General features: G+C 67.6%; 14 protein-coding genes. 3 read left to right on the top strand and 11 right to left on the bottom strand.

Going from position 1 to position 13,741, the window contains the following annotated elements; translation table 11 throughout:
* Nucleotides 1-60: 60 nt before the first annotated feature.
* The 3 genes from ACKY0W_RS03720 to ACKY0W_RS03710 form a co-directional block, all read right to left on the bottom strand.
* Nucleotides 61-861 carry an MlaE family ABC transporter permease gene (locus ACKY0W_RS03720; protein ID WP_409437637.1) on the bottom strand — a complete coding sequence of 267 codons (801 nt, stop codon included), beginning with the start codon at nt 859-861 and terminating at the stop codon, nt 61-63.
* A gap of 128 nt (nt 862-989) precedes the next feature.
* The gene (locus tag ACKY0W_RS03715) at nt 990-1,814 is read right to left on the bottom strand and encodes an enoyl-CoA hydratase/isomerase family protein (RefSeq protein WP_409436445.1); all 825 of its coding nucleotides are present in this window, start codon (nt 1,812-1,814) and stop codon (nt 990-992) included.
* 40 nt (nt 1,815-1,854) lie between these two features.
* A complete protein-coding gene (locus ACKY0W_RS03710) occupies nt 1,855-2,943 on the bottom strand; it encodes a phosphotransferase family protein (RefSeq protein ID WP_409436444.1) in 1,089 nt (362 codons plus the stop codon).
* A gap of 120 nt (nt 2,944-3,063) precedes the next feature.
* Between ACKY0W_RS03710 and ACKY0W_RS03705 the strand changes: the two genes are divergently transcribed.
* Both ACKY0W_RS03705 and ACKY0W_RS03700 read left to right on the top strand, forming a co-directional pair.
* Entirely contained in the window at nt 3,064-4,560 is a 1,497-nt protein-coding gene (locus ACKY0W_RS03705) for an acyl-CoA carboxylase subunit beta (protein ID WP_409436443.1), read from the top strand.
* Nucleotides 4,560-5,006, top strand: a complete 447-nt coding sequence (locus tag ACKY0W_RS03700; protein ID WP_409436442.1) for a lipocalin-like domain-containing protein — start codon at nt 4,560-4,562, stop codon at nt 5,004-5,006. The genes ACKY0W_RS03705 and ACKY0W_RS03700 overlap by 1 nt, the downstream gene beginning before the upstream one ends.
* Here ACKY0W_RS03700 and ACKY0W_RS03695 read toward each other — a convergent pair.
* The 6 genes from ACKY0W_RS03695 to ACKY0W_RS03670 form a co-directional block, all read right to left on the bottom strand.
* Complete coding sequence (locus tag ACKY0W_RS03695) at nt 4,993-5,961, bottom strand: NADPH:quinone oxidoreductase family protein (protein ID WP_409436441.1); 969 nt, start codon at nt 5,959-5,961, stop codon at nt 4,993-4,995. The genes ACKY0W_RS03700 and ACKY0W_RS03695 overlap by 14 nt on opposite strands.
* Nucleotides 5,961-6,572, bottom strand: coding sequence for a TetR/AcrR family transcriptional regulator (locus tag ACKY0W_RS03690; protein ID WP_409436440.1), 612 nt, complete (start codon nt 6,570-6,572; stop codon nt 5,961-5,963). Before ACKY0W_RS03690 ends, ACKY0W_RS03695 begins: the two co-directional genes overlap by 1 nt.
* Nucleotides 6,569-7,867, bottom strand: coding sequence for an acyl-CoA dehydrogenase family protein (locus tag ACKY0W_RS03685; RefSeq protein ID WP_409436439.1), 1,299 nt, complete (start codon nt 7,865-7,867; stop codon nt 6,569-6,571). The genes ACKY0W_RS03690 and ACKY0W_RS03685 overlap by 4 nt, the downstream gene beginning before the upstream one ends.
* A 22-nt stretch (nt 7,868-7,889) precedes the next feature.
* Entirely contained in the window at nt 7,890-8,651 is a 762-nt protein-coding gene (locus ACKY0W_RS03680) for an SDR family NAD(P)-dependent oxidoreductase (protein WP_409436438.1), read from the bottom strand.
* Between the two features lies 1 nt (nt 8,652).
* Nucleotides 8,653-9,699 (bottom strand): phosphotransferase family protein, encoded by a 1,047-nt coding sequence (locus ACKY0W_RS03675; protein ID WP_409436437.1) that lies wholly within the window; start codon nt 9,697-9,699, stop codon nt 8,653-8,655.
* 182 nt (nt 9,700-9,881) lie between these two features.
* Nucleotides 9,882-11,069, bottom strand: coding sequence for an NAD(P)/FAD-dependent oxidoreductase (locus ACKY0W_RS03670; protein ID WP_409436436.1), 1,188 nt, complete (start codon nt 11,067-11,069; stop codon nt 9,882-9,884).
* A gap of 170 nt (nt 11,070-11,239) precedes the next feature.
* On the opposite strand from ACKY0W_RS03670, the gene ACKY0W_RS03665 reads away from it, so the two are divergent.
* Nucleotides 11,240-12,046 carry a class I SAM-dependent methyltransferase gene (locus ACKY0W_RS03665; protein WP_409436435.1) on the top strand — a complete coding sequence of 269 codons (807 nt, stop codon included), beginning with the start codon at nt 11,240-11,242 and terminating at the stop codon, nt 12,044-12,046.
* 3 nt (nt 12,047-12,049) lie between these two features.
* On the opposite strand, the gene ACKY0W_RS03660 is transcribed toward ACKY0W_RS03665, so the two are convergent.
* Both ACKY0W_RS03660 and ACKY0W_RS03655 read right to left on the bottom strand, forming a co-directional pair.
* Complete coding sequence (locus ACKY0W_RS03660) at nt 12,050-12,880, bottom strand: mycofactocin-coupled SDR family oxidoreductase (RefSeq protein WP_406756268.1); 831 nt, start codon at nt 12,878-12,880, stop codon at nt 12,050-12,052.
* A 47-nt stretch (nt 12,881-12,927) separates the two neighbouring features.
* Complete coding sequence (locus ACKY0W_RS03655) at nt 12,928-13,740, bottom strand: SHOCT domain-containing protein (RefSeq protein WP_409437636.1); 813 nt, start codon at nt 13,738-13,740, stop codon at nt 12,928-12,930.
* Between the last annotated feature and the right edge of the window lies 1 nt (nt 13,741).

Genomic DNA, 13,741 nt, shown 5'->3' with positions numbered 1-13,741 from the left:
TCGCCGCAGCTGCCGGGTGACACCGGGATAGACGGCGGACAAAGCACGAAGCGCCACGGCTCAGCGCGCCGTCATCTTGATGCCGATCGCGGTGACCACCACGTTGACCACGAAGAGAGACATGAAGGCATACACCACGGTCTCGTTCACCGCGTTGCCGACGGCCTTGGCGCCGCCGCCGGAGATCGTCAGGCCGCGGTAGCAGGCGACCATTCCGGCGATCAGCCCGAACAGCGCCGCCTTGACGCAGGAGATGACCAGTTCGGGCACCCCGGTCAGCAGGGTGATCCCGGCCGCGAATGCGCCCGGGTTGACGTCTTGGACGAAGACCGAGAAGACGTAGCCGCCGAGAATGCCGATGATCACCACGAGACTGTTGAGCAGCAGCGCCACCAGCCCGGCGGCGAGCATCCGCGGTGTCACCAGCCGTTGCACCGGGTTGATGCCCAAGACCTCCATGGCGTCGATCTCTTCGCGAATCGTGCGCGACCCCAGGTCGGCACACATCGCGGTGGCACCGGCTCCGGCCACGATCAACACCGTCACCATCGGTCCGACCTGGGTCACGGCGCCGAACGCCGCGCCGGCACCGGACAGGTCGGCGGCACCGAGCTCGCGCAGCAGGATGTTGAGAATGAAGCTGACCAGGACCGTGAACGGAATGGCCACCAGCAACGTCGGCGCCAGCGAGACGCGCGCGACGAACCAGGACTGCTCGATGAATTCCCGGGCCTGGAACGGACGTTTGAACAAGAACCTGACGGCGTCCACCGACATGGTGAAGAGCCCACCGACCGCCTCCATCGGCCCCGCCAGGCGAACCATCGCCGATTCCGGGGACCAGCGGACCAGGTCCTTCATCCCCATAGGGCAGGCTCCTCCGAACGAGCGTTAACGATGCGTGTGGATACTATCCGATTGGCAGATTGTGCGATACCAGCTTCTAATTTTTATGCACACCCATTCTCAATTTAAAGCATGAAATTCATCTATAATCGTCCTTCGATCCTCAGCTCGGGATGCACCCACGCCGGTGACCTGCGCTCTTTGAAGGCGCGGAACCCTTCGACGGCCTCCGGCGCACCGAGGCTGGTGTTCATCCCGATCCGGTCGAACAGGCCGAGGTAGGCATCCAGGCTGGACTTGACCACGGCGCGCGCGGCCGGCGCGGTGCGGCAGCACTGCGCCAGCACGTCACGCGCGGCATCAGCCAGTTCCTCGTGCGGAACCACACGTGCCACCATGCCCCAGTCGAGGGCTTCCTGCGCGCCGAAGGTGCGGCCGGTGAACATCAGGTCGCGGGTTCGCACGGGCCCGATCACTCGCGCCAGCATCTGGCTGTAGTAGGTGTCGGCGATGCCGCGGAACAGCTCGGGCACCCGGAAGGTGGCCCGGTCGCTGACCACGGCCACGTCACTGCAGAGCGCGATCTGTAGCCCGCCGCCCTGACACAACCCGTTGACCGCGGAGACCACCGGCTTGACCGAACTGCGCAGGGTGTCGAACGGGGTGATGTCCATACCCAGCGCGGCCCCGAACGTGAGCCAGTCGTCTGCCCCGCCGCCGCCCATGTCCCCGCCGGGGGCGAATACGTCTGCGGTGCCGGTGATCAACAACCCGGCCAGCTCTGGATCCTGATTGACCCGGCCCACCGCATAGCGCAGGCCGAAGTACATGGCCGGCGTCATCGCATTGCGGGCTTCGGGGCGATCCAGGGTGCAGACCGCGATCGGGCCCTCACGCCGAAACATCAGATACGGCGTTCCCAGCCAGTCCCCCTCTGGCGGTCGCGGGCCCTGCGCGTGAGCATTCATCAGACCCCCACCTCTCCTTCTGCGGCGCGGACGACCAGGCTCAGCCGGCCAGCTCGCCCACCAGCTCCAGCGTGCCCAGATCGCGGATGGCCTGACACCCGCGCCGCAGCATCGTGACGAACATGTCGTCGCCGCGGTCGGTATCGGTTGCGAACACCAACCCGAGTGCGCAGATCAGGGGCACCTGCAGCGCGCCGAACCGGTAGTCCTGCCAACAGGTTTCCCGGTCATAATCGCTGACGCCGTGGCCCAGCAGCGCGCTGTGATACGCGGTGACCAGGTCGGCCTCGATTTCTTTGCGCAGCTCGGGCGCCAAGCTGGTGCCGGTGAAGAACGCCAGATCGCGCGCCGGCAGTCCAACACCCAGCGTCTGCCAATCGACCACCCAGATGTGGTCCCCGTCGGGACTGAACAGCATGTTGTCCAGCCGGTAGTCGCCATGGATCAACGCGAACCGGCCCAGCGGCGCCGACACCCACGGGGTGATCAGGTCCAGCGCAGCGGTCAACGTCGCGCAGTCGGCGTCGCCGAGCTGCGCACCGAGCCGCTGAACGGTGGTCTCGGCGCACATCCGGGCGATGTCACCCATGCCCTTGGCGCCGGCCTCGTCCAGCTGGGTCATGGCCAGGCCGGGGAAGGTCAGCCACCGCTGGTCGCACCAGGTGGGCGCGTGCAGCCCGGCCAGGGCGGTCACCGCCAGCCTGGCCTGGCCCTCACCGCACCCCGCGATCTGATCGCCCTGGACCGCGGGCGCCCGATCGGAGAGCAGCAGGGCGTACTCGGTTGCGTCATCAGTGATTTCGCAGTGGAAGCACTGGGGTATCGGTATCTTGACGCCGTCGGCTACCTCACCGTAGAAGGCGCACTCACTGCGATAGCCCAGCACGACGCGATCGCGAACGGCGTCGTCGCCGGCCGGCAGTTTGATCACGAAGCTGGTAGGCAGGTCGGCCGGGTTGTCGACGTAGCGGGCCGCCACCCGATAGGTGGCCCCGGTCTGGCCGGTGCCGACCGGGGTGACGTCGACCGCGGCCACCTCGACGGGCTCGCCGCGGGCGCTCAACACCGCCGACAGCCACTGGCTGGTCACGTCGTGCGGATGCCGCGGTATCGACGTCTGCGTGGTCACCGGGCACGCTCCCGCGCAAGGGAACTCATAGCCGAAGTCTCTCCGGACAGCCGCTTCCAGCCATGCCGCGAGACGTTACAGTAAGAATTTCAGTATGGTCAACGAAAGAGGACGCCGCAGATGACGAACGCCCAGGACTGGCAGGAGACACTGGAGGATCTGGACCGACGGCGCCAGCACACGCGGGCCATGGGCGGCCCCGAGCGGGTGGCCAAACACCGCGGCAAGGGCAAACTCGACGCGCGCGCCAGGATCGGGCACCTGCTGGACCCGGGCAGCTTCCGCGAACTGGGCACCATGGTGGGCGGGCAGATCGCCGCCGACGGCATCGTGGTCGGCTCGGGACTGATCAACGGCTCCCCGGTGATGGTGGGCGCCGAGGATTTCACCACGCTGGCGGGCAGCATCGGCCCAGGGGGCAACGCCAAGCGCTATCGCATCGCGGAGCTGGCGCTGCGCGACAAGATCCCGCTGGTAATGCTGTTGGAGGGCGCCGGATTCCGTCCCACCGGTGAGCATTACGGGCGCACCCCGACCGACCTGCTGGCCCAGGCGCAATGCTCGGGCAAGGTGCCGACCGTCGCCGCGATAATGGGTCCCTCGGCCGGGCATGGCGCGCTGGTCGGTCCGGTCTGCGATTTCCGGATCATGAGCCCGCACGGCGCGATCTTCACCGCCGGCCCACCGGTGGTCAAGGAGTCCACCGGCGAAGACATCTCCAAGGAAGACCTGGGCGGTCCCGAGGTCGCGCTGAACAGCGGTGTGGTGCACAACTTCGGCGCCGACGACGAGACGGTGCTCGACGACATCCGCCGGTATCTGTCCTACTTCCCGTCCAGTGCATGGTCATACCCCACGGCGTTGCCGACGGACCCTGCCGCGCAATCGCGGACTACCCCCGAGCTGCTCGACATCGTGTCGCGGGACAACCGTCGGGTCTACGACATGCGGTCGGTGCTCGACGTCGTCTTCGACCGGCCCGACTGGTTCGAAGTGCAGCCGCGGTTCGGTCGGGCGATCATCTGCGCGCTGGCCCATCTGGGTGGCCACCCGGTGGCCGTGGTGGCCAATCAGCCGCAGGTGCTGGCCGGCTCGATCGACACCGACGCCGCGGACAAGGCGGCGCACTTCATCATGGTGGCCGATTCGTTCCACCTGCCGATCGTGTTCTTGGCCGACAATCCCGGCATGCTGCCCGGCAGCCGCTCCGAGCGTGCCGGGGTGTTGCGCGCCGGTGCCCGGATGTTCGCTGCACAGACCGCGGCCAGCACGGTCAAACTTCATCTGACGCTGCGCAAGGCCTATGGCTTCGGTTCCATGGTGATGTCGCTGCTGGGGTTCGATGCTCAGGTGGCGACTTTCGCCTATCCCGGGGCGACGATGGGGGCGATGAGTGCGGCCGCGCTCAGCTCGGCCACGCACGCCGGGGAGGATCTGTCCGCCAAGCTGCGTGAGACCGAACTGCAGGCGTCGTATCACTCCGCCCAGCAGCTCGGCTTCGACGAGCTCATCGATCCCCGCGAGACCCGCGATGCGCTGCTGTATGCCCTGCAGCGCGGGCTGCGCAGCCGCCAGGCCGCCGCCGAGCCGGTGACCCGAACCGTCATCATGCCCTGATGAGCACTCTGCGCGAAGCGCTGCTGGGCGGCTGGGAGCTGTCGTCGTTCGAGTCCCGCGGTTCAGCGAGGCTCGACGCAGGAGAGGCGAAGCTGGGACCGCGGCATGAGCCCGTCGACGCCGACACCGGCGCGGTGTCACACCCGTTGGGCACGGCGCCGCGCGGTCTGATCCTCTACACCGCCGACGGGTACATGTCCGCGCAGCTGACCGGCAGCGCGGACGCCGTGCTGCCCGCCTACATCGCCTACGGTGGCCGATTCCGTGTCGACGAGGACACCGCGACCGTGCATCACGAAGTCAGCGTCTCGATGCTGCCGGAGCTGCTGGCGAGCCCGCAGCTGCGGCAGGCACGCGTGGACGGCAACCGGCTGACGCTGTCGGCGACGACCACCAACGATGGTGTGACGACGCTCAACACCTTGGTCTGGGTCAGACGTCGATGATGACCTTGCCGATCGCTTTGCGGTCGGCGACGTAGCGCAGCGCGGCTGCGGTCTCGGCGAGCGGGAAGCGGGCGCCGATGTAGGGGCTGACCTTGCCCTCGGCGAACAACCGATTCAGTTCGACGAGGTCGCGCTCGTTCTCGGCCGGAAAGTCGGTGGCGAACGTCCGGATCTCCATGCCCTGCACCGTGATGCCCTTGAGCATCACCAGATTCAGCGGAATCGCCGGAATCGAGCCGGCGGCATAGCCCAAGGTGATGAACCGCCCGCCGCGGGCCAGGCTGCGCAACGCCGGCTCGGCGTAGGAACCGCCGACCGGGTCGAGCACGGCCTGCGCGCCGTCGCCGGTGATCTCGCGGATCCGCGTCTTGAGGTCCTCCCGGTCGTAGTCGACCGTCGCGGCAGCACCGCGCTGGCGGCACACCTCAAGCTTCTCCGGGCTGGAGGCCGCGGCAAGCACCTTCGCACCCATCGCCACTGCCAGGTCGACGGCGGCCAGCCCGACTCCGCCGGCCGCGCCCAGCACCACCACCCAATCGCCTTCTGCCACTTGGGCAACCGAGCGCAGTGCGTGATACGCCGTGCGGTAGGTGACGCCGAATCCGGCCGCGGCCGCGTAGTCGATGCCCCCGGGGATGGCGGACACCGCCGCCGCGGGCACCAGCGCCTGCTCGGCGAAGCCACCCACGAACGAAGCGCCGGCCACCCGGTCGCCGACAGCGAACGGCACCCCGTCACCGACCGCGATCACATCACCGGCCAGCTCGCTGCCGGGCGTGAACGGTGCCGGGATCTTCAGCTGATACTTGCCGTCGATCAGCAGCACGTCGGGGAAGTTGACCGCCGCGGCCCGCACCCGAACCACCAGCGTGCCGGGGCCGGGCGCCGGGTCGGGCAGCTCCGTGAGCACCAGATCTTCGGGCGGGCCGTACTGCTCGCACACGATCGCGCGCATCAGGCAGCCCCCAGGCCGCGGAGGCAGAACGACACCAGGTGATCCACATCGGCCCGCTTCGGTCGCCGGCCGGCATTGAGGTAGCCACGCATGGTCGACAAGGTAGCGCCAAAGACCAGATCGGCATCCCGGCGGGGGTCGTCGCCGCCGAGCGCACCGATCGGGGCGGTGAGCAGATCGCGCAACGGGGCCAGGATGTCCTCATCGGAGCGCGGCCGGTCGGCACTGACCGCCAGCTGGGTGCTTGCGGCGCGGCTCAGGCTCAGCAGGTGCGGGTCGGAGAGCTGCGCCAGCGCGCCCCGGATCCAGCTCGCGACCTTGGCTTGCGGCGTGGATTCCTTGGCCAGTTGATGCTCCAGGTAGGACACCACGAGTGCGACGCCGCGCTCCATCACCGCCAGGATCACGTCGTCCTTGCCGGCGAAGTAGCGGTAGAACGCCTTGTTCGACGAGCCCGCCTCGGCGACGATGTCGCACACCCGGGGCGGCTCGGGCGCCGTGCGTTCCAAGACAGTTACTGCCGCGGCCAGGATCCGCTCCACCTCGGCGGTGGCCTCGCGCTGGCGGTCGTCGAGGGCACGGTGCACCGCGGCGTCGACACGTGTGGTCATGGCACCGCCGGGATCCGGTCAATCAGGTCGCCGTACTTCGCGCGGGCGGCCTCGATGCGGTTGTCCAGGAACTCGCTGGGCCACTCCGGGTCCTCGGCGTCGTAGTCCTTGAGCAGCAACCGGGCCAGGTTCACCTTGTGCGCCTCGGTGGGGCCGTCGGCCAGACCCAGCGCCACCCCGCCAAGGAGCACATTGGTCAGCGGCAACTGTTCGGTCAGGCCCATCGCACCGTGCACCTGGATGGCACGCAATCCGATGGACTTGAGCACCTGCGACGCCAGGATCTTGCAGACCCCGATCTCGGCACGGGCCGCCTTCTCGTCCCCGGAGTCGATCAGCCATGCCGCGTGCAGCACCGTGAGCCGGAACCCGAGCAGCTCGGCGTAGGAGTCGACGATGAACGCCTGCACCAGCTGCTTGTCGGCCAACGAACTGCCCTGGGTGAAGCGACTTTTCGCGCGCCGAGCCATCATGTCGATGGCACGTTGGGCCACCCCGATCGAGCGCATGGCGTGATGCAGCCGGCCGCCGGCCAGCCGGCTCTGCAGGATCAGGAAGCCTTGACCGGGCTCGCCCAGGATCGCGTCGGCCGGGACCCGCACGTCTGCGTAGCGGACCAGTGAATGCCCGGCTTCGTGGGGATGCGACCCCACCAGGTGGTGGGTGGCTTCGACGACCAGCCCCGGGGTGCCGGCCGGAATCAGAAACGTCGAGGCACCGCGGTGCACCGGGACGTCCGGGTCGGTGATGGCCACCACGATAAAGAACGACGCCACCGAGGCATTGGAGGAGAAGTACTTGCGCCCGGTGATCACCCAATCGTCACCGTCGCGGACGGCCCTGGTGGTGAACACCCGCGGGTCGGCGCCGCCCTGCGGTTCGGTCATGGAGAAGCAGGAGAAGATCTCCCCCGACAGCAACCCGGCCAAGTAGCTGTCCATCTGCTCTTTCGTGCCGAACCGGGCCAGGATCTCGGCGTTGCCGGTGTCGGGGGCCTGGGTGCCGAACACGATCGGCGCCCAGCTGGACCGGCCCAGGATCTCGTTGATCAGGGTCAGCTTGACCGCCCCGAATCCCTGGCCGCCCAACTCCGGCCCCAGATGTGGTGCCCACAAGCCCTGTTCGCGTACCCGATCCTTGAGCGGGTCGACGATCCGGCGACGTTCGTCGGTCAGCGGCAGGTATTCGCAGCCAGGAAACAGCACCTCCAGCGGCTCCACCTCGTCGTGCACGAACGCCCGGATCCAGTCGAGCTTCGCCTCGAACTCGGGTTCAGTGGAGAAGTCCCACGCCATTTTTCGCTCCTATCACGGTAGGTCAGACACTGCCGCCGTCGGCCCGCACGATCGATCCGGTGGTGAAGCTTGAGGCATCGGACATCAAGAACAGTGCCGCGCCGACGATCTCCGGCGGATTCCCGGCGCGCTGTAATGCGGCGGCGCCGAACGGGTTGTCGGCTTCGCCGAAGTTCCATGCCTTGGAGATATCGGTGAGGAACGGCCCGGGCATCAAGGTGTTGACCCGCACCGTGGGGCCGTATGCCTGGGCCAGTGCTTCGGTCATGACGTTGAGTCCGGCCTTGGACGCGGCGTAGGGGATGAACGACGGGTGGGGGCGCAGCGATCCGTGGGTGCTGACGTTGATGATCGAGCCACGGCCCGCGGCCACCATCCGTTCACCGATCAACGCCGACAACCGAAATGGGCCTTTGAGGTTGAGGTTGACCACGGCGTCGAACATCTTCTCGGTGACGTCGGTCTGCTTGCCGTAGACCGGCGACATGCCCGCGTTGTTGACCAGTACGTCGACCCGGCCGAACCGCTCGTAGGCGGCGTCGACCAAGCCGTCGAGCTGATCCCAGCGCCCGACGTGCACCGCATGAGGCAGAGCAGAGCGTCCGGTCTCGGCCTCGATCTCGGCCGCCGTGGCCTCGCAGGCCTCGAGTTTGCGGCTGGCGATCACCACATCGGCGCCGCAGCGGGCGGCCGCCAGCGCCATCTCACGTCCCAGGCCGCGGCTGCCGCCGGTGACCAGCACGACCCGGTCGGTCAGGTCGAAGAGCGAATCCGCGTAACCCATGTCAGCCCCGCTTGCCCGGCAGAGAACGGGCGAGTTCGGCCGCGGCGCTGATCAACTGCGGGATCATCGGCCCCATGGCAGCGGCGATCTTCGGATCGACGCGGTCACCGGTGACCGAAGCGGCGTAGGTCTTCTCCAGCACGATTCCCAACTTCCAGTTGGCCAGCACCAGGTAATAGTCGATGTTCTCGGTGGACAGTCCGCTGACCTGCTCGTAGCGTTCCAGCAACTCCGATCGGGTCGGCATACCCGCGAGGTCGGCGTAATACCCTTGGGTGCGTGGGTTTTCGCCGTCGTAGCCGAGTAGAGCCCAGGCCAGGTCCAGCAATGGATCGCCGATGGTCGTCATCTCCCAGTCGATGATCGCGACCAGTTTCGCGGGTGCTCCGTGGGCGTACATCACATTGGCGAACTGATAGTCGCCGTGCATGATTCCCGGCGTGTAGTGCGCCGGCCGGTTACGGCGAAGCCAGTCGGCGGCCTCGTCCAGGCCCGGCAGGTCCCGCACCCGATAGCTGTCCAAAAAGGCCAGCCAGCGGTCCACCTGGCGCTCATGGAAGCCGTCCGGGCGGCCGAACCCGTCGAGTCCCTGCGCGCGCCAGTCCACCCGACCAAGTCGCGCGGCGCCCTCAACCAGCTCGAAGGCCAGGCCACGGCGAGCGCTCAGATCGGCGTCGTATGGCGCGGGCCAGGCGTTGCCGGTCGAGTTCCAGCCGTCCACCTCGGCCATCACGTAGAACGGCGCGCCGAGCAGCTCGCCGCTGTCGTCGGCGGCGATCAACTGCGCGTGCGGGACGTCGGTTCCCGCCAGCGCCCGTACCAGGCGGATCTCGCGCCGCAGTCCATCGATGCGGGCGGAATCCGCCCGGACGCCGGGCATCCGCAGCACCATCGTGGCCTCGCCCCGGCGCACCCGGTACAGCGTGTTCTGCGAGCCGCCGCTGAGCGGTTCTAGTACCGGCCCCTCGCCGTCTCCGGGGGCGCCACGTGCGTCGAGCCAGCGCGCCAACGCAGTTTCGTCGAGCTGTGCCGCCCGTTCCTGCGCCATCGCATGCACCTCGCAATCTCTAGCCGGAGAATAGCGTTCTCCAGCTAGAGATTGGTCGGTTTCAGCGGATCTGATACGGCGTCGGCGGCTGGAATCCAGGTACGTGGAGCTCGCGAGCGTGCATGGTTGTACGCCTAACGCGGCGTGTTGCCGTGCAAACACGCACGCTCGCGCGAAGAAAGCTAGCCCAGCACGTCGGAGATCGGGGCACCCGCGGCGATCTTGGCGCGCGCACCCATCACCTTGCCGGGCCGGCCCGCTCCCACCACGCCGGCCAGCACACCGTTGCGCTCGTAGTAGGCCAGGAACTTGTGGCCGTCGTCCTCGACCAGGTGCACGGTGTCGGTGGCCTCCGGCTCGCCCAGGCACTGGATCTTCACGTCGTACTGGTCGCTCCAGAAGTACGCCGGCACCGCCACGTCATGCAGGGACTCCCGGCCCAGCATGGTCGGGACCATCGTGCGGACCTGGGTGACGACATTGCTCCAGTGCTCGACGCGCACCTGGTGTCCTTCGCGACCCCGCCAGAACGCCACGTCGCCGACGGCCCACACGTTCGGCGCACTGGTGCGCCCGGTCGCGTCGCACAGCACCCCATTGTCGACATCGACGCCGCAGCCGTCCAGCCACTCGGTCGCCGGCCGCGAACCGACTCCGAGCACCACCACGTCGGCGGCCAGCTCCGTGCCGTCGGTGAGTACCACGGTCTCGACGCGGCCGGTGCCGCGAACCTCGGCGACACCGACACCGCTGCGGACATCGACGCCGTTGGTCCGGTGCAGCCGCGCCACCAGTTCACCGATCTGCTCACCGAGCACGGCCGCCAGCGGGGTGGGCTGCGGCTCGACCAGCACGACGTCCACGCCCAGCTTGCGCAGGCTGGCCGCCGCCTCACAACCGATGAACCCGGCGCCGATCACCACGGCGCGGCTGGCGCCGGCCGCATCCTCGCGCAGCGCCAGGCTGTCCTCGAACGACCGGACCACCCGGATGCCGTCCAGGTCGCCGAAGCTCGGGATCCGCCGCGGCACTAGACCGGTGGCGATCACGAGTTGGTCATAGCCCAGCTCGCTGCCGTCTGCCAGCGTCACCGATTGCGCCGCGGTGTCGACGCTGCGCGCGCCGCAGCCCAACCGCAGACTGATGTCGTGGGAGGCGTAGAACTCCGGCGGCTCCAGCGTGGTGTCGTCACGCTCACCGCGCAGCACCTCTTTGGTCAACGGCGGCCGGTCATACGGCGGACGATTCTCGTCGGAGACGATCGTGATCGGCCCCGCGTATTCTTCGCGCCGCAATTCCTCGGCGGTACGCACGGCAGCCAGGCCGCCGCCGACGATGACGACGCCAGAACCAGAAGAGCTAGTGACCATCAGGATTTTCTACACGACCGCGGCGCACCGCGGTGCACCCACCTTCTGGCCCTGGCGTCGCCGTCCGCGTGTTTGCCCATTTTGTAGCGGTATTTGTACCCCCCGAAGAAGAGCGTCCTGTGCCTACAGTGGCGCTACCGGTTCAGCCCAGGGACGAAACGAGGACACTCATGACCAGGATCAACGGCGAGTGCCTCACGGGCGTATCGGCGACCACGCTGTGGACCCTGCACAACCGGGGCAGCGAGGCCAAACGCGGCGACAGCGTGATCGATGACCCGATGGCGGTGCAGCTGTTCGACTCGATTCAGTACGACTACCGCAAGTTCGGCCGCCCCTCCCAGGCCCATCCGCTGCGCGCTCTGGCCTTTGACCAACAGACCCGCGATTACCTCGCCTCGCACCCCAAAGCATCCGTCGTGTCCCTGGCCGAGGGGTTGCAGACCAGCTTCTGGAGGCTGGATAACGGTGAACTCACCTGGTACACCGTCGACTTGGAGCCGGTGGTGGAGCTTCGCAACACCTTGCTGCCCGAAGACGAACGGGTGGTGACGCTCGCGCAGTCCGCGCTCGATCTGAGCTGGATGGACCGGGTGGACACCGGCGACGGGGTCATGGTGACCGCCGAGGGATTGTTGATGTACCTGCAGCCCGGGGAGGCCTTGGGGCTGATCGCCGCCTGCGCCGAGCGTTTCCCGGGCGGTCGGATGGTGTTCGACAGCATTCCGCACTGGTTCAGCCGGCGGACGCTGCGCGGCATGCGACTGTCCGACCGCTATGTGGCGCCGCCGATGCCCTTCGCGATGACTTCCGAGCAGGGCACCGCTCTCACCGCGATACCGGGCGTGATGTCCGCACGTGATGTGCCATTGCCCTCGGGCCGTGGCATCTGGAAAGCGAGGTACCTCCGGCAACTGGACAAGGTCGGCTTCCTGCGTCGGGCCCGGCCGTCCATCACCGTGCTCGACTTCGGGTGAAGCTCAGTATTTCAACGCGCCCTTGTCGACCTGGATCTGGACTCCCGTCAGGATTCCAGAGCCATCACCGGCCAACCAAACCACCACGTCGGAGACCTGGTCAGGGGTCATGAACGACTGCGGGTGCAGCGGCATCGGGGGGAAGGCGTGCAGATAGTCGGGGCGTTCGGTGAAGATCTGCGCCATCACCTGCGGCTCGATCATCGGGGTGTCCACCGAGTAGGGGTGAATCGAGTTGACCCGAATCCGGTGCGCCCCGACCTCCAGAGCCAGCGTGTTGGTCAGACCCACCAGGGCATGCTTGCTCGCCGCGTAGTGGCCGTTGCCGGGAGTGGCCTTCAGCCCGGCCGACGAGCTGACGATCACGATCGAACCGCCGTTATCGGCCTCGATCATCGCCGGCACCGCCGCCCGGATGGTGCGCCACGTACCGGTCAGGTTCACGTCGATGACGGTGTTCCACTGCTCGTCGGTCAGCTCCCACAGCCGGCCCCAGCTCAGCACGCCGGCGTTGGCCACCACCACGTCGAGGCGACCGAACTGCTCGACGCCGTCGTCGACCAGCTGCCGCAGTGCCGCATCGTCACGGACGTCGACCGATCGGGCCAGCACCTTGCGGCCGTGGGACTCGACCGCACTGACCATCTCGGCGAATTCCTCGGGCGTGGCCGCCGGGTAGGTGATGCAGTCCGACGCCGGGGCGCAGATGTCGGCGGCAATGATGTCGGCACCAGCGGCCGCCAGCCGGATCGCGTGCGAACGGCCCTGGCCGCGCGCCGCACCGGTGACGAAGGCCACCTTGCCCTGCAGATTGTGGTTCTGGCTCTCGCTCACTCGACGAGGCTAGCAGCTGCTTATGGAACGTGTTCTAATTCGACGCCTCAGAGGTCGGCGATGATCTGGGCACGCTTGCGGGCGTACTCTTCGTCGGTCACCGTTCCCGCCGCGTGCAGTGCCGACAACTCCTGCAACCGCTCACCGACGGACGGCTGCTCACCGGCCGGTACAGCTGCCGGCTCACTTGCCGCAGACTCCTGCGCGACCGCTCGGCGCACCACCGCGCTGATCTGCTGGCGCAGTGCGGGGTTCGCCCGTACGTCCACCATCTGGTTCAGGCCCACGCCGTGCGCTTTGAGCAGCTGCAGGATCTCCATCAGCGGGCCGGATTGCCCGCTCAGATCGTAGGTCTGGCCGTCTTCGGCAACGGTGAACTGCGCCGGCACCAGCCCGTTGACCAACGCGCTGCGTTCCCAGTCGATCAGGTGCTTGCCGCTGACCGGGTCGACTTGGACCACTAGCTTGCGGGCGGTGATGTTCCCCAATCGGCTGACGCTCGCGATGACCCGGTCTTCGCGATCCATCGGGGTCAGGCCCGGCCCGGTGATGTGCAACTGCAATTTGACCAGCGGCTGGTCGTTGATCCGCGTACCGGTCTCGGTGATGCCGTTGATCTGCGCGAGCCCCAGGACCCCGTCGCGTTCCAGCAGGGCGGCATCGCTGGCCGATCGGGCTCCGAAGTACGCCAGCGCGATGGCCACCAGTACGTCGACCACGGTGATCGCGATGCCGCTGTAGTACATCCACCGCGTCATCTCGTATTCGCCGATGGCGTAGTAGGCGATCAGGAAAATGGGCCCGACCAAGCCCCCGCACAACAGGACGAGCAACTGCGCCTTGACGTATCGCCACAACATC

Origin of the sequence: Mycobacterium sp. SMC-14, from assembly GCF_046250075.1 — a bacterium.
In the GTDB taxonomy this organism is placed as follows: domain Bacteria; phylum Actinomycetota; class Actinomycetes; order Mycobacteriales; family Mycobacteriaceae; genus Mycobacterium.
Note: the sequence above shows the minus strand (reverse complement) of the source record. Positions and strands in the feature narration are given on the sequence as shown.

Bases quoted from the DNA above. Each gene is read 5' to 3' on its own strand.
- ACKY0W_RS03675 (WP_409436437.1), bottom strand. From the start codon at position 9,699: ATGGCGCAGGAACGGGCGGCACAGCTCGACGAAACTGCGTTGGCGCGC.
- ACKY0W_RS03680 (WP_409436438.1), bottom strand. From the start codon at position 8,651: ATGGGTTACGCGGATTCGCTCTTCGACCTGACCGACCGGGTCGTGCTG.
- ACKY0W_RS03695 (WP_409436441.1), bottom strand. From the start codon at position 5,961: ATGCGCGCGATCGTGTGCGAGCAGTACGGCCCGCCCGAAGATCTGGTG.
- ACKY0W_RS03670 (WP_409436436.1), bottom strand. From the start codon at position 11,069: ATGGTCACTAGCTCTTCTGGTTCTGGCGTCGTCATCGTCGGCGGCGGC.
- ACKY0W_RS03690 (WP_409436440.1), bottom strand. From the start codon at position 6,572: ATGACCACACGTGTCGACGCCGCGGTGCACCGTGCCCTCGACGACCGC.
- ACKY0W_RS03665 (WP_409436435.1), top strand. From the start codon at position 11,240: ATGACCAGGATCAACGGCGAGTGCCTCACGGGCGTATCGGCGACCACG.
- ACKY0W_RS03655 (WP_409437636.1), bottom strand. From the start codon at position 13,740: ATGTTGTGGCGATACGTCAAGGCGCAGTTGCTCGTCCTGTTGTGCGGG.
- ACKY0W_RS03705 (WP_409436443.1), top strand. From the start codon at position 3,064: ATGACGAACGCCCAGGACTGGCAGGAGACACTGGAGGATCTGGACCGA.
- ACKY0W_RS03685 (WP_409436439.1), bottom strand. From the start codon at position 7,867: ATGGCGTGGGACTTCTCCACTGAACCCGAGTTCGAGGCGAAGCTCGAC.
- ACKY0W_RS03720 (WP_409437637.1), bottom strand. From the start codon at position 861: ATGAAGGACCTGGTCCGCTGGTCCCCGGAATCGGCGATGGTTCGCCTG.
- ACKY0W_RS03715 (WP_409436445.1), bottom strand. From the start codon at position 1,814: ATGAATGCTCACGCGCAGGGCCCGCGACCGCCAGAGGGGGACTGGCTG.
- ACKY0W_RS03700 (WP_409436442.1), top strand. From the start codon at position 4,560: ATGAGCACTCTGCGCGAAGCGCTGCTGGGCGGCTGGGAGCTGTCGTCG.